The following is an 18694-nucleotide window of genomic DNA, read 5'->3' as shown; positions in this document are numbered from 1 at the left end:
AACGCTGGCCTCTTGTTCATTAAAAAGGAGGAATGTACATGAAAAAAGCAGATATGACACCTGTGGATTTTGATAGTCTTCTAGTTGACGTAGCTCCTAATTATAAGAAATCAGCCATCTACAAATTTTTTGCTTTTAGCTTGTTAGGCATTTTCATGTTCTTTATCTCTATTACCTTAAATGGTAAGAGGACAATACCGCTCGATCATTTAGTAACCTTTATCCGGACGCAGTTTTCGTCAGTCATTGTTTATTATATTTTAGTCATTGTTGTTGCTGGTGCTGTTTACCCTTTTTATAAAAAAACGTGGAATCGATCCGTGGTCGAAATAGTCATTTCTACATTGAAAATAGTGGGGGCTATCGCTTCCGTTTTAGTTGTTTTCAAAATTGGTCCGAGCTGGCTGTTAGCAGCAGATATGGGACCCTATTGGTACAATTCATTACTTACGCCAATCGGTGTTTTAGTTCCAATTGGTGCCATATTTTTAGCTATGTTGGTCGGTTATGGCTTGCTGGAGTTTATCGGTATTTTAGTGCAGCCGATTATGCGACCAATTTGGAAAACACCTGGTCGCTCCGCTATTGATGCAGTTGCTTCCTTTGTCGGGAGCTATTCCATCGGTTTATTAATTACGAACCGCATTTATAAGGAAGGAAAGTATACAACAAAAGAAGCGGTCATTATAGCTACAGGATTTTCGACAGTTTCAGTTACCTTTATGATTGTTGTTGCAAAAACTCTTGGATTAATGGATATTTGGAATCTTTATTTTTGGGTGACCTTCCTCGTGACCTTTTTAGTAACAGCCATTAGTGTTAGGATTTGGCCTATTCGTAATATGAGTACGGACTATTACAACCAGATGGATGGGGATGTGGAGAAAATTGTAAAGGAGAAGCGCTTGCAATGTGCATGGAGAGAGGCGTTACAGACGGCTGAAAATGCGCCGAATCTGTGGCAAAGTATGAAGGACAATGTGAAAGACGGCTTAGTGATGGCAATGGGAATTTTGCCAACAATTATGTCCATAGGGTTAATCGGTCTATGGCTTGTCAATAACACGCCTATATTTGATTATGCAGCCTATTTGTTTGTACCTATTACTTATTTGCTGCAAATGGCTGAGCCACTAATTGTGGCAAAAGCGGCCGTCATTAACTTAATCGATATGTTTTTACCTTCACTTGTTGCTGTTGATAGTGCAATAGAAACGCGATTTATTGTTGGAACGTTATCGATATCTGCTATTCTCTTCTTCTCTGCATTAATTCCTTGTATTCTATCAACGGAAATTCCCATTTCTTTAGGCAAAATGATTGCGGTATGGTTTGTACGAACAGTTTTAACGCTCATTATCGTCACGCCTATCGCCTATTTACTATTGTAAAGGAGTGGTCATGTGTTAAAAAGACCAGACATGATAATTCAAAATGCAGCACAAATATTGCCTTGTACTGGTGACAACATGCAAGACTTTCAGGTTTTAACAGATCAAGCAGTCGTTATAGACGGTCAAAAAATCATCGATATTTGTAGCCATCAACAGCTTGTACAACGCTATGTAGTTGATAACAATAACAGTATTGACGCAAGTGGGAAAGTAGTGGCGCCTGGCTATATTGATGCACATACACATCTCGTATTTCATGGTAGTCGAGTAGAGGAGTATGCTGCTAAACTCACTGGTGACATTGCAGATAATTTAAAAAAGCTTGCTATAACGACTGGACCAAATCGAACAATCGAACTTACGCGAGATACTTCTGAGGAAGAGCTTTTTAAACAAGCGAAAAAACGAATAATGACGATGCTCAAACATGGGACAACAACAGTAGAGAGTAAAAGTGGCTACGGTTTAACACTAGAAAGTGAGCTAAAAATTTTACGTGTAGGTCGACGTTTAAATGACCAGACAGCCATTGATGTAGTCAATACATTTTTAGGTGCGCACGGTATTCCAGATCATTTAACAAAGGAACAGTATGTGAATGAAATTGTTGATGTTATGATTCCGCAAGTAGCTCAACATCATTTAGCAGAGTTTTGTGATGTTTGGTGTGATGAAGGCTATTTTACTGATTTTGAATCCGAGCGTATTTTACAAGCGGGCTTAGCACATGGATTATTACCAAAAATTCATGCGGATGCCTATTCGTATATCGGTGGTTCAGATTTAGCTGCACGTATGAAAATGATTTCCATTGACCATCTCAATTACACACCGGAGACCGTTATGGCACAACTAGCGCAAGAGGGAGTCGTAGGTGTATTAATGCCGGCATTAGATTTTGCCGTTGCCCATAACAAACCATTTGATGCTCGGAAAATGCTCGATAATGGTATGCATATAGCGCTAGCAACAGATATGTGCCCTGCTTGTTATACAACTTCTATGTCCTTTGTTATAAATCTAGCATGTCGACTTTATCAATTTTCGGTAGAGGAAGCCATTAAGGCAGCGACAAAAATGGCTGCAAAGGCTCTCAATCTTACAGATAGAGGGACATTAGAAATTGGAAAAATGGCAGATATTCAAATATGGGATGTGCCAAATTATAAGCATGTAGCATATGAACTTGGGACGAATATTGTTGATACGGTTATTAAAAGAGGGCAAGTTGTCATCAGTAAAGGGTCATGGGCAATGGAAAGTACATTCAGTTAGAAGGGAGAACTAGTAATGACAATTGAATTTGCATCGAAAGCGGCGTCACATGTAGATGAGGATAAATTAGTGCAATTGTTTTTAGAAATGGCTCAAATTAATGGTCCTAGTAGCAAGGAAAGTCTAGTAGCGGCGTATTTAAAGGAAGAGTTACCGAAGCTTGGCTTTCAATTAACATTTGATGAAGCACATGAACATTTTAATGGTGAAGTTGGAAATCTAATTGCTTGGCATCCAGGAACAGATGATGCGATTCCACCTTTATTCTTTTCTACGCATATGGACACGGTGTTACCAACAGAAAACCTCAAGCCTATCATTGAGGATGGGATTATTTATTCAGATGGTACGACGATTTTAGGGGCGGATGATCGAGCGGCACTTGCTTCTTATATCGAAGCGATGCGTGCGATTAATGAAAGTAGTGTCCCACATGGACCGATTGAATTCATTTTAACTGTAAATGAACAAGCAGGTTTAGTAGGTGCAAAATATATGGATTATAACAAGATTAAAAGTAAAAAGGGCTATATCTTTGATAGTAGCGGGGATGTTGGCCAAATCATTTTACAAGGTCCATACAGTAGCAGAATTTGGTTCACTGTTAAAGGTAATGCCGCTCATATAGCGCTCAATGCAGAAGCAGGAAATAATGCATTTATCATTGCCTCCGAAGGGCTGTTATCAATGGAGCTGGGGGAAATTGATAGTGAAACATTGGCAAATATAGGGATTATAAGTGGTGGAGAGCTTACGTCGATAATACCAGGTTCAGTCACTCTTGGTGGCGAAGTAAGAAGTTTTTCAAAGGAGAAATTGGATGCACAATTGAAACATATGCAACAAGCGATGGAAAGAGCAGCACAGAAACATCAAGGTACTGTCGAGGTGCGCATTGAAGAAAAGTATCTTGGATTTAATATTTCTGAGGAAGATGATCTCGTTAAAACTGTAAAAAAGGCAGCTAATAATATTTGTGTTTCATCCTATTTAACGAAAACATTGGGAGGTGCAGATACGAATGTATTAAATGAACATGGATTGACGTGTATTACGCTCGGGAATGGATTTCGGAATATTCACTCTTTTAAAGAGAATATTAGTATAGAAAACTTAGTCAATACTGGTAGATTAACAGCGGCATTAATTGAGCAGTGGTATGAGCGCCATAAAAATTAAAGGAGGAGAGTGTTACATGTCAAGCACTTTAAATGTAGCGAAAGAAATAGAGCAAGTGGTACCGCAAATTTTACAGTGGAGAAGATATTTACATGAAAATCCTGAACTGTCGTATGAAGAATATGCTACCGCAGATTTTGTTTACAATCAGTTAATTTCATTTGGTAATTTAGTCGTAACGAGGCCGACAAAGACAAGTGTGTTAGCTGTTTTAAAGGGGAATTTACCAGGAAATTGTATAGCGTTAAGAGCAGATATGGATGCTTTACCGATTCAAGAAGAAACAGATTTACCATTCGCTTCTAAAGTTGCAGGTGTTATGCATGCTTGTGGACATGATGGACATACCGCTATGTTACTAGGCACTGCTAAAATTTTATCTACGTTGAAGCAATCATTAAAAGGAGAAATTCGATTCATCTTTCAGCATGCAGAGGAATTATTTCCAGGTGGCGCGAAAGAAATGGTGGCAGCTGGTGTAGTAGATGGTGCAGATCACGTTATAGGATTGCATTTATTTTCAACACTTCCGACAGGTAATATAGGCATTTGTGCAGGACCTTTTACAGCCAATTCAGATACATTTGACTTAGAAATAATCGGAAAGGGAGGGCACTCTTCTCAACCTCAAGATTCTATTAATCCGATTTTAATAGGGTCGCAAATTACAAATGTATTACATCAAATTATTCCGCAAAAAATTGATGCGCAAGAGCGAGCGGTACTAGCGGTAACAGAGTTTCATGCGGGCAGTGCGAAAAATATTATTCCAGATCGCTTAGTAATAGGTGGGAGTGTGCGAACATTCTCGCAGCAAGTGAGAGAAAGCATTGCCCAACAAATAGAAATGCTAGTTCAACATACCGTTGCTGCACATGGTGCTGATTATAAATTAACTTATCATGACGGTTATTCATCAGTTATAAACGATGAACAATTAACTACCGTAGTGGAAGAGGTTATACAACAGCATTTTACTCCAGAGACCATTTTACACATAGGCCCGTTTATGGGTGGAGAAGATTTTTCGGCTTTTTTAACAAAAGTGCCTGGTGTATTTATCGCTATTGGAGCAGCTTTTAACGATGAAACATTAAACTATCCTCATCATCACCCTAAGTTTGCAGTTAATGAGGATTCATTAGCAATTGGCTTAAAACTTTTTGTTCATACAGCTTTAACATTGAATAGTTAAAGGGGAGATTAAATGGTTCAAGAACCTGTTATTGCAGCGATGATTATTTTAGGGCTCGTTGCGCTAGGAGAAATCATTTCTGTTATTAGTAAAGCAAGAGTGCCAATGCTTTTTGTGGCGATGATGGGCTATTTGATTTTATTGTGGCTTGGAATATTTCCGAAAGATTTGCTTGAAAACTCGACATTTTTAACAGTTGGCGCTTTATTAGGAACGGCTCCTATTTTAGTTCATATGGGTACTTTAATACCTTTACGTATGATTCGATCGCAATGGCGGGCTGTATTAATTGCTATTATGGGCATGTTTTTCGCTTCGCTCTTTATTTTGACGATTGTGACGGTTCTTTTTGACTATCAAACAGCTGTTGCGGGGACTGGTCCTCTAAATGGGGGGATTATAGCTGTTTTAATTACTTCAGAGGGATTAAAAGAATTGGGGTTTGCAAGCTTACTGACTATCCCTGCATTAATTATGGCTTTGCAATCGTTAATTGGCATTCCTTTAGCTAACTTAATATTGCGAAAACATGCTACAGCGATTAGTGAGCAAATGAAAAACGGTTCATTTGTAGCCTCTGATAATGTTGCGTTTAATCAAGAAAATGATGAAAACTTATTAATACCTAAAAAATATCAAACTCCTTTAGTATTACTATTTATGTTGTTCATTGGTGGTGCGATTGCAGTAGTATTAGCCAAATATACTGGTATTCCGTATAGCTTATGGGCGTTGGCGATAGGCATTATAGGCCGCTTAGTGAAATTTTATCCGGAACGGGTTATGGAAAAGTCTAATAGTTTTACAGTTGGGATGGCGGGCATTATCTTCATCATTATTGGGATGATGAACGATATTACTTTTGAGATGTTTATTGATAAGTTACCTGCTGTCTTAACGATTCTTTTCGTAGGGGTACTTGGTATTTTGTTAGGGGGATTATTAGGATCTAAGTTATTGAAGGTGAATCCTTTTCTCGGGATTCCTGTCGCATTAACGTCTACATTCGGCTTTCCAGGTGATTACATTGTATGTGAGGAAGTAAGTAGGAGCATTGGGAAAACAGAAGAAGAGCAGAGAAAAATCTTTAATGAGATTTTAACGCCAATGCTCGTTGGAGGGTTTACGACGGTAACCTTGGGAAGTGTTATTATTGCAAGTATTTTGATTAAAACAATATAAAACAGACAGTGGGGATGTAGATGTTAGATAATCCTGTTTTAATCTCAGTCATTGTGTTGTCCATTTTAAGTTTATGTGGCATACACGTGTTATTTGCTTTATTAATTGCGGCAATTGTCGCAGGGCTTGTTGCTAATTTATCGCCTGCTGAAACGATTTCTATTTTTATTGGTGGCATGGGCGGACAGTCTGAGACGGCTTTAAGTTATATATTGTTAGGGATTTTTGCGGCTTTAATCGCGCATTCAGGCTTAGCAAACATTCTGATACAAAAATTATTGTCACTTGAAAAACCGAATAAATACATTTTAATTTTTGCATTGGCAATTATTGCGTGTTTATCAGGTACACTGATCCCCGTACATATTGCCTTTATTCCAATATTAATACCGCCACTATTATTTTTCTTTAATCAATTAAAAATGGATCGTCGTGCATTGGCATCTGCCCTAACGTTTGGCTTAAAGATGCCTTACTTATGGATTCCTGTTGGCTATGGATTAATATTTCAAGGGATTATTGCCAATGAAATGACAGCAAACGGCATGGCCATTGTACAAAGTCAAATACCGAAAGCGATGGTTATACCCGCCATTGGTATGTTCGTTGGATTAGCGATTGCTGTCTTTATTTCTTATCGTAAGCCTCGAGAATATCAACAGCTTGAGGAAGATATTAAAGATTATGAAGAAGCAAAGAAAGAAAATAAAAAGGCAACATTGGATGCGAAAGGTTGGGTAGCAATCGTTGCCATTTTTGCGGCATTGGCCATTCAATTATCATTAAGCTCGTTAGTATTAGGCGCGCTATCTGGCATTATCATTATGTTTGTTGGCCGTGTCGTCTTTATAAAAGATAGTGAAGACGTAGTTCAAAATGGTGTTAAGTTAATGGGGGTTATTGCCTTTATTATGCTCATTGCCTCAGGCTATGCAACGATTTTAAAAGAAACAAATGCCATTACGGAGCTTGTCGAAGCGATGACTGGTATGACAGGGCAAAGTAAACTTATTACGGCTATCCTCTTATTATTTATTGGTTTACTTGTAACGATGGGTATTGGAACGTCCTTCGGTACAATCCCGATTTTGGCAGTAGTGTTCGTGCCACTATGTGCTGCAGTTGGCTTTAGTGCGCTTGCAACAGCTGCCCTTATAGGAACGGCGGGTGCTTTAGGAGATGCAGGTTCGCCTGCCTCGGATAGTACGCTAGGCCCGACATCAGGATTAAATGCAGATGGACAACACAATCACATTTGGGATACATGTGTACCGACATTCCTACATTATAATATCCCTTTATTTATATTTGGTATTATCGCTGCAATGGTTTTATAGGAAGGTACGTAACAAGCAAAGGGGTGTGGTGTTAGATGGAAATGATTCAGTTGGACGGTCATACATTAACGAGGGTTCAAATTGATCGAATAGCGAAGGGGCATGCCCGAGTTGCAATTGCACCAAGTGCTTTAGAAAGAGTGCAAGCAAGTCGTGCACGCATCGAAAAAAGATTAACGGATGGACATACGATTTATGGAGTAAATACAGGCTTTGGGAAACTAAGCGATGTCCAAATTGCCGAAGAGGATAATGAATTACTGCAATTGAATTTGCTACGTGCTGACGCAGTTGGGGTTGGTGTGCCATTGGAAACGACAATTGTTCGAGGGATGATGGTTTTACGTGCCAATGCGTTAGCCAAAGGATACTCGGGCATTCGGCAAGAAACGCTTCAATTATTAGTAGATTTAATCAATCATCATGTCCATCCAATTGTACCATCCCAAGGGTCTGTAGGCGCAAGTGGTGATTTAGCGCCACTGTCGCATATCGCTTTAGTATTGATTGGTGAAGGCAAGGCAGAGTTAGATGGGGAAGTGATGTCTGGACAGGAAGCATTATCAAAAGTTGGTTTAACAGCAGTTCGACTGCAAGCGAAAGAAGGACTGGCGTTAATCAATGGTACACAGGCGATGACGGGCATTGGGGTTATAACAATTAATGAAGCAGAACGTCTTGGCTATGTAGCGGATATGGCGGCTTGTCTGACAATGGAAGCGTTACAGGGCATTATTTCTGCATTTGATGCGGATTTATTAGCGGTGCGTCCACATGCTGAAATTGCTACAGTTGGTGATCGAATTCGTCAGTGGCTAAATGGTAGCCAAAGGATAACAACACAAGGTGCCATTCGTATGCAAGATGCCTATTCGTTACGTTGCGTGCCACAAGTTCACGGTGCATCTTGGCAATGTTTTGATTATGTTCAACAACGCTTGCAGACAGAGATTAATGCGACGACAGATAACCCGATTGTGTTAGAAAATGGTGAAGTGTTATCTGGTGGGCATTTCCACGGTCAACCTATTGCGCTTGCCATGGACTTTTTAAAGGTAGGCGTAGCCGAGTGGGCGAATATTTCAGAGCGAAGAACGGAACGTTTAGTAAACCCTCAATTAAGTGGGCTATCGCCATTTTTAGCAACCGATCCAGGGCTTGAATGTGGGTTAATGGTTGTGCAATATGTTGCGGCATCACTTGTTTCTGAGAACAAAGTACTTGCGCATCCTTCAAGTGTCGATTCCATTCCTACCTCAGGCAATCAGGAGGATCATGTGAGTATGGGCACAACTGCGGCAAGGCAAGCGCGACAGATTGTGCATAATAGTGCACGTGTGCTTGCAATCGAATTAATCGCTGCTTCTCAAGCTATTTATTTAGAACAAGCAGAGCACCAACTAGCACCAACTACACGTAAGTATTTAGATATCGTACGGTCATTCTGTCCACCTTTAAAAGGGGATAAAGCGATTGGAGAAGAAACAGAGGCACTGGCAAACTATTTATTGAATAGTAATGATATTTTAGAAATTGTCTAAAGATGTTTGAATTGTTGGAATTGTTTGAGTGACTGGCACTCCGCGTAGGCACCTGGTTACCGTAATCAGCGGGATTTTTTGAATGCAAATAATTAACTAAAGCTATCCCCTCGAACGACTACTGCAGGAATAGAAATCAAGTCATCTAAGAAAAAGAGAGTACAGGGACGTCTTCGTTCTCGTACTCTCTCACTCGTTCCGAAAGACTTTGAATATACGATTTAGAGTGGTCAATTATAATTCCTTTCGTTTGCTCGCTGCTTGTATTCCTAGTTCTTCCCGATACTTGCTAATAGTGCGTCGCGCAATTTGAATTTGATGGGAGGTCGCGAGTATTTCTGCAATCTTTTGATCGGATAACGGTTTTTGTTTATTTTCTGCTGTAATAATATTTTTAATCATTTCCAAAATCGACGTTTGAGAATGTTGTGCATGCGTATTGTCTATTTTAGAAGAAAATAAATCTTTCCAAAGATAGGTTCCAACAGGCGTTTGTATGTGTTTATTGCGAATGGCTCGACTTACGGTTGAAACATGCATGTCAATTTGTGTAGCAACATCTTGTAAGGTAAGCGATTTCAAAGAAGGTAGGCCATGAACGAAAAATGCTTGCTGGTGCTGTAGAACTACGGACATTATTGCAATAATTGTTTGTCGCCGTTGCTGTAAGCTATGTATAAGCCAGTTATATTGCTTAAAATGTTGTTTTACATATTTTTGCTCAGATTTAGGTAAGTAAGAAGCAATGTTTTTATAACTATCATTGAGTTGAACTGTCGGCAATGAGCCATCATTTAAGCTGAAATGGAATGTCCCGTCTTCCATAAAAACGATAATGTCAGGTGTTACATACAACGTATCATTCTCTTGGCTCATCGTACATGGTATGGGAGTTAGTTGTTGTAGCCGATTAATGCAATTTGATAATTGTTCTTTTGATAGCTGCAGCGATTTCTGTAGAGCTAGGAATTTCCGTTCAGCTAACAGAGATAAACCGCTTTGGATAAGCTGTTGCAAATCATGGTCTTTCTCTCCAATTTGCAACAAAAGACATTCTTGCAAATTACGTGCACCCACTCCAGGAGGTCCAATTTGCTGTAATAGTTGAATTGCACGATCATGCTGTTGTGCTGAAAGATGGCCAATCTGTAGTGGCGAATACCCTTTATGATCTAAGTGCATAATTACGGTTTGGGTAAGTCGTATATCTTCCTCCTCAAAAGTTAGTGCAGCTAATTGTAATAACTCCTCACGATAGTTTGGTTCCGCCCTCTTTGTATAAAATTCGTTGGGCATAGTTGAAGCAGAGTTATAGGTAGTACTAAAAACTCTCTCCTGAAAAGTAGGTGCTTGTAGGTCGATAAGCGGATTTTCTAATTGTTGTTCATATAAAAATTCCTCTAGCTCATGGGTATTATATTGTAGTAATTCAATAGACTGTTGTAATTGAGGTGTCATCATCATTTTCTGTTGCTGTTGTAGTTTTAAAATCGGCTCCATCATGAATCCTCCTGTCTATCACTTTTTATTAGCATATCATAAAACTAAGTGAATTTTCAGATAAATATCAACTTTATACTAGTTTTTGCTGTATTACTTTTATACAAAGATTTTTATAGAAGATTAATTTACATAAAAAAGAACGGCGTAATGCCGTTCTGTAAAATAATTTTCATTTAATATAAAGCACCGTTTTTGGAGATGCTTACTGTAAAATTAGTCGTAAATGGGATAACGACACCTTGGTAAGTGTAGTTGCCAGCAATACTATAGCCGAAATGAGTATAAGGCTGACCTTGAGGCCAATGCGATACGCCTGCATGTGTTTGGCTCCAAGAACCCGCACCCCAACCTTTAGCAGTTGTAATTGTGCCTGGACTTGTAAGTACCATTCCATCACGGTCACTATCATATGCTGATTGTGGCGTAACTATCGCATTGATTCTTCCAATAATATGGCCAGTTGTATTTGTTATATTAAATGATTTTGTAATACTTGTGACAATTTTTCGTGCAAGACTATTTGAATGCGCTTCATTTGATACGACAATTTTACTTGTCATCACTTCATTTAAAATTGTTTTGAATTGTGATGGCTCAATCCATCCGTTTTTTTCAAAATATTCAACGTTAGCAACAGTGACATTTAGAACTTCTTGTCCTATATAGTGACTTTGTAAGTCTTGTAAATCATTTAAATATTGCTGGTAGTATTTTTCTTTTTGTTCTTGTGATAAAGCAAGTTCAGCGGCGGACGTTGATACACTAAACACATTCACTACACCAATAAAAGTAAGAGCAATTATACTACAAATAAGACGTTTCATGCTTTCATCCTCCTTTTGCTAGATGTATCCATATGCTGATGTAAGGAAAAATTCACCTATTAAGTTGTATATACATTACTCACTTCGTAACAATATTTATAGGCTATATACAATTAGACTTGAAAATATGTAATTCTATATCAGTTTGTTATTAGAATATATTTGTTGGACAGAAGAGGGGTAAATGAAAGTTCTATAGAACATGGAGCACGGAGAATTCAAGTTATGATGAGAATTTAGAAAAACAAAATAGCGATTAAATCATCATAGCTTTACCAAGTTCCCCAGTTTTAAAGGAACTAAGCTATTAAAACCCCTCCTAAAATATCAGAATAGGTGAAATAATCTATTTATATTTTACGCTGTTCGCTAAATTTGGTCAATATTGATGCTATGAATTAAAAAAGTAATACTTATAAATGTAAAAAGGTTTGTTTCGTATAAAATTGATAGTAAAATAATGGGAATAAGGGAGTGTATATGAAGAAATTTATATTATTTGTTTTATCATTATGTATCCTGTCTGTCATTGTTATAGCTTGCCAATCAAATGAAAGTGTAAATATTTCAAAGGTCAGTATCTCTAAATCAAGTGGGTTTGGTAAAGTGAATGCTAATTTTTTTACTGTATATAAAGACAAAGAAAGTCTCGATATATTTAACAATGCCATCTCAACCGCTGTTAAGAGAGAGGGAATAGCGGATATGGCTGAGCCTGAGTTTGATTTAGAAGTCAGTTTTACGGAAGCAAATATGCAAGGTTATCATCTATGGCTAGGGGAAAAAGGACAAAAAAGTACCATAATGAAGGTCAATGATACACACATCACTTATACCATTTCAGAAGAAATGACGGATCAGTTAATTGATCTTCTTAAATAAAATTTTATTTCTAGACCTTTTGCCAGTGGCTATTTTCTTTTATTTGAATGATCTAATAAGTCACCATTAATGGATTCTTTTATACTATCAATTCGATGTTCATGTTTTTTCATATGAATGAAGGTTTATATCAACATTATACAAACTAATTTTTACAGTTCGTTCATATATCTGGATGGATTCATGGCGTTCTCTATAACGTTTGTTTATAATGGGGAAATGGAAAAACTCAACTAGAAAGAAGGGATAGCTATGGCACGAGGTGTTTACATTCATATTCCTTTTTGTCATCAAATCTGCAACTATTGCGATTTCAACAAGTTTTACTTTAAAAATCAACCTGTAGATGAATATATAGAAACACTCGGCAAGGAGATGGCGCTTGCTACTGAAAAATTTCCGCATAGTTTTAAACAAATTGAAACAATTTTTCTTGGAGGTGGCACACCTACTGCTCTATCTCCAGAACAATTGACGACATTGCTCAAACTGATTCGCACGTATATTCCGATGGACAGTGTGACAGAATTTACATCAGAGGCGAATCCAGATGAGTTATCAGAGGCAAAGATGCATGCTCTGTTTGATGGCGGCGTCAATCGTCTAAGTATGGGAGTGCAATCGTTCAACCAAGAATTATTAAAAAAAATTGGCCGCACACATAGCAATGCACATGTCTATGACACCATTGCCCTTGCTAAAAAGGTTGGGTTTAAAAATTTAAGTATCGATTTAATGTATGGTTTGCCAGGTCAAACAATGGAGCAATGGAAGGATTCACTTGAAAAAGCGTTTGCGCTTGACCTACCGCATTTTTCAGCGTACTCCCTTATAGTTGAACCAAAAACGATTTTTTATAACCAATATGCAAAAGGCAAACTGAGCTTACCGACGGAAGATTTAGAAGCGGATATGTATGAGGTGCTCATGCAAGAAATGCAATCGCATGGTCTTTTGCAATATGAAATTAGCAATTTTGCCAAAACTGATTTTGCTTCTACCCATAATAAAATATATTGGGAAAATGATGAATATGCTGGTTTTGGTGCAGGCGCACATGGCTATATAAATGGTATACGCTATTCAAATCATGGCCCTTTAAAAAAATATATGGATGCTGTAAGTGCAGGGGATTTGCCGATTATGCACGAGCACGTCGTGACGGAAACGGAACAGCGAGAAGAGCAAATGTTTTTAGGACTGCGTAAAACGGAAGGGATTGCACACGCTATATATGAAGAAAGATTTAAGGAGCCGATGATGCACCGCTATGGTCAAGTCATTGATAAACTAGTTTCAGAAGGTCTTTTAGAGCATGATACAGTGGGCATTCGTCTTACGCGCAAGGGGCGTTTTGTCGGAAATGAAGTTTTTCAACAATTTTTACTAGAAGATTGAGCGATATCGTTGACAGAAAATGTGGGATTTGATAACTTATTAATAGTATTAGCACTCCTCTTAGTTGAGTGCTAACAGAGGTGATAATCATGCTAACAAATCGGCAATTACAGATATTGCAAGTAATCGTAGATGATTTTATTATGTCTGCACAGCCGGTAGGTTCTCGCCAAATCTCAAAAAAACATGAGATTACATTTAGTCCAGCCACTATTAGAAACGAAATGGCGGATTTAGAGGAATTAGGTTTTTTAGAAAAAACACATACTTCCTCTGGTCGAGTGCCTTCGGAAAAGGGGTATAGATTTTATGTAGATCATTTGTTGAATCCACAGGGCATTAATTCTCGGGATATTCAGCAGATTCAATCGATATTCAATGAACGTCTAGTAGAAGTAGAGCACATTATCCGAAAGTCAGCCAATATTTTATCTGAGCTAACATCGTATACATCGATTCTTTTAGGACCAGATGTCCAAAGGCATCGAGTAAAACGTTTTTCTATTGTGCCACTCTCAAGTGATGCTGCAGTAGCGATTATCGTAACGAATAACGGTCATGTTGAGAATCGCATGTTTAGTTTACCACCTAATTTTACCGCTGCTGAACTAGAAAAAATGGTTAACATCTTAAATGAACGCTTAGTTGGTGTTTCATTAGATGAAATCCATAAAAAGTTGGAAATTGAAATTCTCGCCATTTTACAACAACATGTGCGATCTGCGGATGATTTTATCCATTCGCTCGTTTCAGCTACAATGCAAAATTCGGAAAGTAAAATTTTCTACGGTGGCAAGACAAATATGTTCAACCAGCCGGAATTCCACGATTTAAATAAGGTCCGAATGATTCTGGACTTAATGGAAACGACTAGCCAAGTGCAGTCGCTTTTCCATCCGAACGAATCGGGTATTCATATTCGTATTGGCTCGGAAAATAAGCAGTTAGAAATGGAAAACTGTAGTGTCATAACAACGACTTATTCATTAGGTGAAGATCAACAAGGAGCCATTGCAATTATTGGTCCAACACGCATGGATTACAAGCGTGTGGTTGCTTTGCTTGAAGTAATGCGTTTGGATTTATCGCAAGCCTTTACGAAGAATCGTAGTGATTGATAATGAGGAGGATTTAAGTGACTGAAACAACTGAAAACAAAGACCTTGTACAAGAAAATGTACAAGCTGAAAACGAGTCAACTGTAGAGCAAACAGAAACGCAAGAAGTAGAACTAACAGTGGAAGAGCAGTATGAAGCAAAGCTGGCAGAGTTGCAAGCGAAGCTAGATGACGAGGAAAATCGTCACCTACGTTTGCGTGCAGACTTTGATAATTTACGTCGTCGTTCACAGCTTGATCGTGAGGCTGCCGAAAAATATCGTGCACAAAACCTATTATCGGATTTACTGCCGGTATTAGATAATTTTGAACGTGCTTTGCAAATTGAACCAACTTCTGATGAAGCAATATCAATTGTAAAGGGCATCGAAATGGTCTACCGTTCACTATTGGAAGCAACTGAAAAAGAAGGCTTGCAAGTTATTAAAGCAGAAGGGGAGCAGTTTGATCCAAACATCCACCAAGCTGTCATGCAAGAACAAGATAGTGAAAAAGAACAAGGTGTAGTATTACGTGAGTTGCAAAAAGGCTATATTTTAAAGGATCGCGTATTACGCCCAACGATGGTATCTGTAAACGAATAGTCAAAGCATCATTTAGAAAAAATATTTTAGTTAATTAACGCAGCTTTGCGTTTTAATAATAGGAGGAAATTTTACTATGAGCAAAATTATCGGTATTGACTTAGGAACAACAAACTCTTGTGTATCTGTACTTGAAGGCGGAGAACCAAAAGTTATCCCAAATCCAGAAGGAAATCGCACTACTCCATCTGTAGTAGCATTCAAAAATGGTGAAAAACAAGTTGGTGAAGTAGCAAAACGCCAATCAGTGACAAATCCAAACACAATTATTTCAATCAAATCAAAAATGGGTACAGCTGAAAAAGTGAAAGTGGAAGATAAGGAATACACTCCACAAGAAGTTTCGGCAATGATTCTTCAATACTTAAAAGGCTATGCAGAAGATTACTTAGGTGAAAAAGTAACTAAAGCAGTAATTACTGTTCCTGCTTACTTTAACGATGCGCAACGTCAAGCGACAAAAGACGCTGGTAAAATCGCTGGTCTTGAAGTAGAGCGTATCATCAATGAACCAACAGCTGCTGCACTTGCTTATGGTTTAGACAAACAAGATGTAGACCAAAAAGTATTAGTATTTGACCTTGGTGGTGGTACATTCGACGTATCAATCCTTGAATTAGGTGACGGTGTATTCGAAGTATTAGCGACTGCTGGCGATAACAAACTTGGTGGGGACGATTTCGATGACGCGGTTATCGAATATTTAGTAGCTGAATTCAAAAAAGAAAACGGCATCGACCTTTCTAAAGATAAAATGGCTATGCAACGTCTGAAAGATGCTGCTGAGAAAGCGAAAAAAGATTTATCAGGTGTAACTTCTACACAAATTTCTTTACCATTCATTACAGCTGGTGAAGCAGGTCCATTACACTTAGAAATCTCTTTAACTCGTGCGAAATTCGATGAAATTACATTACCATTAGTAAACCGTACAGTAGGTCCAGTACGTCAAGCTTTATCTGATGCAGGCCTATCAACTTCAGAAATTGATCAAGTTATTTTAGTTGGTGGATCTACTCGTATTCCAGCAGTACAAGAAGCTGTACGTAAAGAAACTAGTAAAGAGCCTCACCGTGGAGTTAACCCTGACGAAGTAGTAGCGATGGGTGCTGCAGTTCAAGGTGGCGTATTAACTGGTGATGTGAAAGACGTAGTACTTCTTGACGTAACACCTCTTTCTTTAGGTATTGAAACAATGGGTGGCGTGTTCACAAAATTAATCGATCGTAACACAACAATTCCAACATCTAAATCACAAGTATTCTCAACTGCGGCTGATAACCAACCAGCAGTAGATATTCACGTACTGCAAGGTGAACGTTCTATGGCAGCGGATAATAAAACATTAGGTCGCTTCCAATTAGCGGATATCCCACCAGCACCACGTGGTATTCCACAAATCGAAGTAACATTTGATATCGACAAAAATGGTATCGTTTCCGTTAAAGCGAAAGATTTAGGTACAAATAAAGAACAAACAATTGTAATTCAATCTGATTCTGGTTTATCAGACGATGAAATTGAACGCATGGTAAAAGACGCTGAAGCGAATGCAGAAGCGGATGCAAAACGTAAAGAAGAAGCAGATCTTCGCAACGAAGCAGATCAATTAGTATTCCAAGTTGATAAAACAATCGCTGACTTAGGTGAGCAAATTACAGAAGATGAGAAGAAATCTGTAGAGGATGCTCGTGATGAGCTTAAAAAAGCGCTTGAAGCTGGCGAATTAGAAGGTATTAAATCAGCGAAAGAAAAATTAGAAGGCGTATTACAGCCTCTAGTAATGAAAGTATACGAACAAGCTGCAGCTGCAGCACAAGCGGCTCAAGGTGGCGAGGCAGGTCCAGATGCTGGAGCTGATAAAAAAGACGACATCGTAGACGCTGACTTTGAAGAAGTAAAAGACGACAAATAAGAAATTCTCAACAGCACAGTAAAGTGAAGAAGCCAAAGACCGCTTGCGGCTTTGGCTTTTCTCTTTCTATACAATTGTTTCTTGATGTTTGAATAGACGAAATTGAAGTGTCAAGGGCTTGTCAATTCGACTATGAAGCTTAGAAATATGGATAGAAAAGTGAAAATTATGGCGAAAATAGAGGCAGTTTTTTAGACTGCATGTTACAATAGATTTTATGCAAAAAGAGCGGAGTGTGAATCATGGAGAAACGCGATTATTACGAGGTGCTTGGTTTAACGAAATCGGCTTCTAAAGATGACATTAAAAAGGCATACCGTAAATTATCAAAACAATACCATCCTGATCTAAATAAAGAGCCAGGTGCAGATGAAAAATTCAAAGAAATTGCTGAAGCTTATGAAGTATTAAGTGACGATCAGAAAAAAGCGCGCTACGACCAATTTGGACACGAAGATCCAAATGCAGGTTTTGGTGGTGGCGGTTTCGGAGGCGGCGGCTTTGGCGGCTTCGAGGATATTTTCAGTTCATTCTTTGGCGGTGGTGGACGCCGACAAGACCCGAATGCACCACGTAAAGGTGACGATCTGCAATACCGCATGAATATTAAATTTGAGGAAGCGATTTTTGGGAAAGAAACAGAAATTGAAATTCCTAAAGACGAAACATGTGAAACATGTCATGGCTCGGGTGCAAAACCAGGTACAACTCCTGAAACATGTTCTACTTGTAAAGGTGCAGGACAAATTAATCAGGCTGTTGATACACCATTTGGCCGCATGATGAATCGTCGTACTTGTACGACATGTCAAGGAACAGGTAAAATCATTAAAGAAAAATGTTCAACTTGTCGTGGCGAAGGTAAAGTTCAAAAACGTAAAAAAATTAAAGTGTCCATTCCAGCAGGGGTTGATGATGGTCAACAAATTCGTGTAACAGGTCAAGGTGAACCAGGTATTAATGGTGGTCCGGCTGGTGACTTATATATTATGTTCCGCGTTCAAGGGCACAATGAATTCGAACGCGATGGCGATGATATTTACTACGAATTAAAATTAACATTCCCTCAGGCAGCATTAGGGGATGAAATTGAGGTACCTACTGTACATGGTAAAGTGAAATTACGTATTCCAGCTGGTACACAATCAGGTGCACAATTCCGCTTGAAAGATAAAGGTGTAAAAAATGTGCATGGTTATGGAACAGGTAACCAATATGTAACAGTTAGGGTTTTTACGCCAGAAAAATTAACCGAGAAACAAAAACAATTACTACGTGAATTTGCAGAAATTAGTGGAGATATTCCAGAAGAACAAGGAAGCTCACTATTTGATAAAATCAAGAAAAAATTCCAAGGTGAATAATTA

15 protein-coding genes are annotated in these 18694 nt (G+C 38.4%); 13 read left to right on the top strand and 2 right to left on the bottom strand.

What is annotated here, in order from left to right; all coding sequences use genetic code 11:
• The first annotated feature begins 53 nt into the window (after window positions 1-53).
• From ACQKNX_RS10205 to hutH, 7 genes are read left to right on the top strand one after another with little or no spacing between them, the layout of a single operon-like run.
• Window positions 54-1391 carry a YjiH family protein gene (locus ACQKNX_RS10205; protein ID WP_427429185.1) on the top strand — a complete coding sequence of 446 codons (1338 nt, stop codon included), beginning with the start codon at window positions 54-56 and terminating at the stop codon, window positions 1389-1391.
• A 12-nt stretch (window positions 1392-1403) separates the two neighbouring features.
• Window positions 1404-2669: an imidazolonepropionase gene (hutI, locus tag ACQKNX_RS10200; protein WP_427428779.1), complete on the top strand. Its 1266-nt coding sequence runs from the start codon at window positions 1404-1406 to the stop codon at window positions 2667-2669.
• A gap of 15 nt (window positions 2670-2684) precedes the next feature.
• On the top strand, window positions 2685-3848 hold the full coding sequence (locus tag ACQKNX_RS10195; protein WP_427428778.1) for a M20/M25/M40 family metallo-hydrolase: 1164 nt from the start codon (window positions 2685-2687) through the stop codon (window positions 3846-3848).
• Window positions 3849-3864: 16 nt separating this feature from the next.
• Window positions 3865-5043 (top strand): M20 metallopeptidase family protein, encoded by a 1179-nt coding sequence (locus tag ACQKNX_RS10190; RefSeq protein ID WP_427428777.1) that lies wholly within the window; start codon window positions 3865-3867, stop codon window positions 5041-5043.
• A gap of 12 nt (window positions 5044-5055) precedes the next feature.
• Window positions 5056-6225: a hypothetical protein gene (locus ACQKNX_RS10185; RefSeq protein WP_427428776.1), complete on the top strand. Its 1170-nt coding sequence runs from the start codon at window positions 5056-5058 to the stop codon at window positions 6223-6225.
• Window positions 6226-6245: 20 nt separating this feature from the next.
• A complete protein-coding gene (locus tag ACQKNX_RS10180; RefSeq protein ID WP_427428775.1) occupies window positions 6246-7562 on the top strand; it encodes a Na+/H+ antiporter family protein in 1317 nt (438 codons plus the stop codon).
• 35 nt (window positions 7563-7597) lie between these two features.
• Window positions 7598-9103, top strand: coding sequence for a histidine ammonia-lyase (gene hutH, locus ACQKNX_RS10175; protein WP_427428774.1), 1506 nt, complete (start codon window positions 7598-7600; stop codon window positions 9101-9103).
• A 234-nt stretch (window positions 9104-9337) separates the two neighbouring features.
• On the opposite strand, the gene rpoN is transcribed toward hutH, so the two are convergent.
• Both rpoN and ACQKNX_RS10165 read right to left on the bottom strand, forming a co-directional pair.
• Complete coding sequence (rpoN, locus tag ACQKNX_RS10170; RefSeq protein WP_427428773.1) at window positions 9338-10606, bottom strand: RNA polymerase factor sigma-54; 1269 nt, start codon at window positions 10604-10606, stop codon at window positions 9338-9340.
• A 173-nt stretch (window positions 10607-10779) separates the two neighbouring features.
• On the bottom strand, window positions 10780-11430 hold the full coding sequence (locus ACQKNX_RS10165) for a hypothetical protein (protein WP_427428772.1): 651 nt from the start codon (window positions 11428-11430) through the stop codon (window positions 10780-10782).
• A 480-nt stretch (window positions 11431-11910) separates the two neighbouring features.
• Between ACQKNX_RS10165 and ACQKNX_RS10160 the strand changes: the two genes are divergently transcribed.
• The 6 genes from ACQKNX_RS10160 (at window position 11911) to dnaJ (ending at window position 18691) form a co-directional block, all read left to right on the top strand.
• Window positions 11911-12312 carry a hypothetical protein gene (locus ACQKNX_RS10160; RefSeq protein ID WP_427428771.1) on the top strand — a complete coding sequence of 134 codons (402 nt, stop codon included), beginning with the start codon at window positions 11911-11913 and terminating at the stop codon, window positions 12310-12312.
• 252 nt (window positions 12313-12564) lie between these two features.
• Entirely contained in the window at window positions 12565-13710 is a 1146-nt protein-coding gene (hemW, locus tag ACQKNX_RS10155; RefSeq protein ID WP_427428770.1) for a radical SAM family heme chaperone HemW, read from the top strand.
• An 89-nt stretch (window positions 13711-13799) separates the two neighbouring features.
• Window positions 13800-14828 (top strand): heat-inducible transcriptional repressor HrcA, encoded by a 1029-nt coding sequence (gene hrcA, locus ACQKNX_RS10150; RefSeq protein WP_427428769.1) that lies wholly within the window; start codon window positions 13800-13802, stop codon window positions 14826-14828.
• Window positions 14829-14845: 17 nt separating this feature from the next.
• Complete coding sequence (gene grpE / locus ACQKNX_RS10145) at window positions 14846-15412, top strand: nucleotide exchange factor GrpE (protein WP_427428768.1); 567 nt, start codon at window positions 14846-14848, stop codon at window positions 15410-15412.
• A 76-nt stretch (window positions 15413-15488) separates the two neighbouring features.
• On the top strand, window positions 15489-17327 hold the full coding sequence (gene dnaK, locus ACQKNX_RS10140; RefSeq protein WP_427428767.1) for a molecular chaperone DnaK: 1839 nt from the start codon (window positions 15489-15491) through the stop codon (window positions 17325-17327).
• A gap of 242 nt (window positions 17328-17569) precedes the next feature.
• Window positions 17570-18691 (top strand): molecular chaperone DnaJ, encoded by a 1122-nt coding sequence (gene dnaJ, locus ACQKNX_RS10135; RefSeq protein WP_427428766.1) that lies wholly within the window; start codon window positions 17570-17572, stop codon window positions 18689-18691.
• Window positions 18692-18694: the final 3 nt, after the last annotated feature.

Origin of the sequence: Lysinibacillus sp. NPDC093712, assembly GCF_050280025.1 — a bacterium.
Lineage (GTDB): Bacteria > Bacillota > Bacilli > Bacillales_A > Planococcaceae > Lysinibacillus.
The sequence above is the reverse complement of the archived record's forward strand: the minus strand, read 5'-3'. Positions and strand labels throughout refer to the sequence as shown.

Excerpts from the sequence above, each read along its gene's own strand:
- hemW (WP_427428770.1), top strand. The coding sequence starts at position 12,565 with ATGGCACGAGGTGTTTACATTCATATTCCTTTTTGTCATCAAATCTGC.
- ACQKNX_RS10160 (WP_427428771.1), top strand. The coding sequence starts at position 11,911 with ATGAAGAAATTTATATTATTTGTTTTATCATTATGTATCCTGTCTGTC.
- dnaJ (WP_427428766.1), top strand. The coding sequence starts at position 17,570 with ATGGAGAAACGCGATTATTACGAGGTGCTTGGTTTAACGAAATCGGCT.
- ACQKNX_RS10165 (WP_427428772.1), bottom strand. The coding sequence starts at position 11,430 with ATGAAACGTCTTATTTGTAGTATAATTGCTCTTACTTTTATTGGTGTA.
- ACQKNX_RS10180 (WP_427428775.1), top strand. The coding sequence starts at position 6,246 with ATGTTAGATAATCCTGTTTTAATCTCAGTCATTGTGTTGTCCATTTTA.
- ACQKNX_RS10190 (WP_427428777.1), top strand. The coding sequence starts at position 3,865 with ATGTCAAGCACTTTAAATGTAGCGAAAGAAATAGAGCAAGTGGTACCG.
- rpoN (WP_427428773.1), bottom strand. The coding sequence starts at position 10,606 with ATGATGGAGCCGATTTTAAAACTACAACAGCAACAGAAAATGATGATG.
- dnaK (WP_427428767.1), top strand. The coding sequence starts at position 15,489 with ATGAGCAAAATTATCGGTATTGACTTAGGAACAACAAACTCTTGTGTA.
- ACQKNX_RS10195 (WP_427428778.1), top strand. The coding sequence starts at position 2,685 with ATGACAATTGAATTTGCATCGAAAGCGGCGTCACATGTAGATGAGGAT.
- hutH (WP_427428774.1), top strand. The coding sequence starts at position 7,598 with ATGGAAATGATTCAGTTGGACGGTCATACATTAACGAGGGTTCAAATT.
- hrcA (WP_427428769.1), top strand. The coding sequence starts at position 13,800 with ATGCTAACAAATCGGCAATTACAGATATTGCAAGTAATCGTAGATGAT.
- ACQKNX_RS10205 (WP_427429185.1), top strand. The coding sequence starts at position 54 with ATGACACCTGTGGATTTTGATAGTCTTCTAGTTGACGTAGCTCCTAAT.
- ACQKNX_RS10185 (WP_427428776.1), top strand. The coding sequence starts at position 5,056 with ATGGTTCAAGAACCTGTTATTGCAGCGATGATTATTTTAGGGCTCGTT.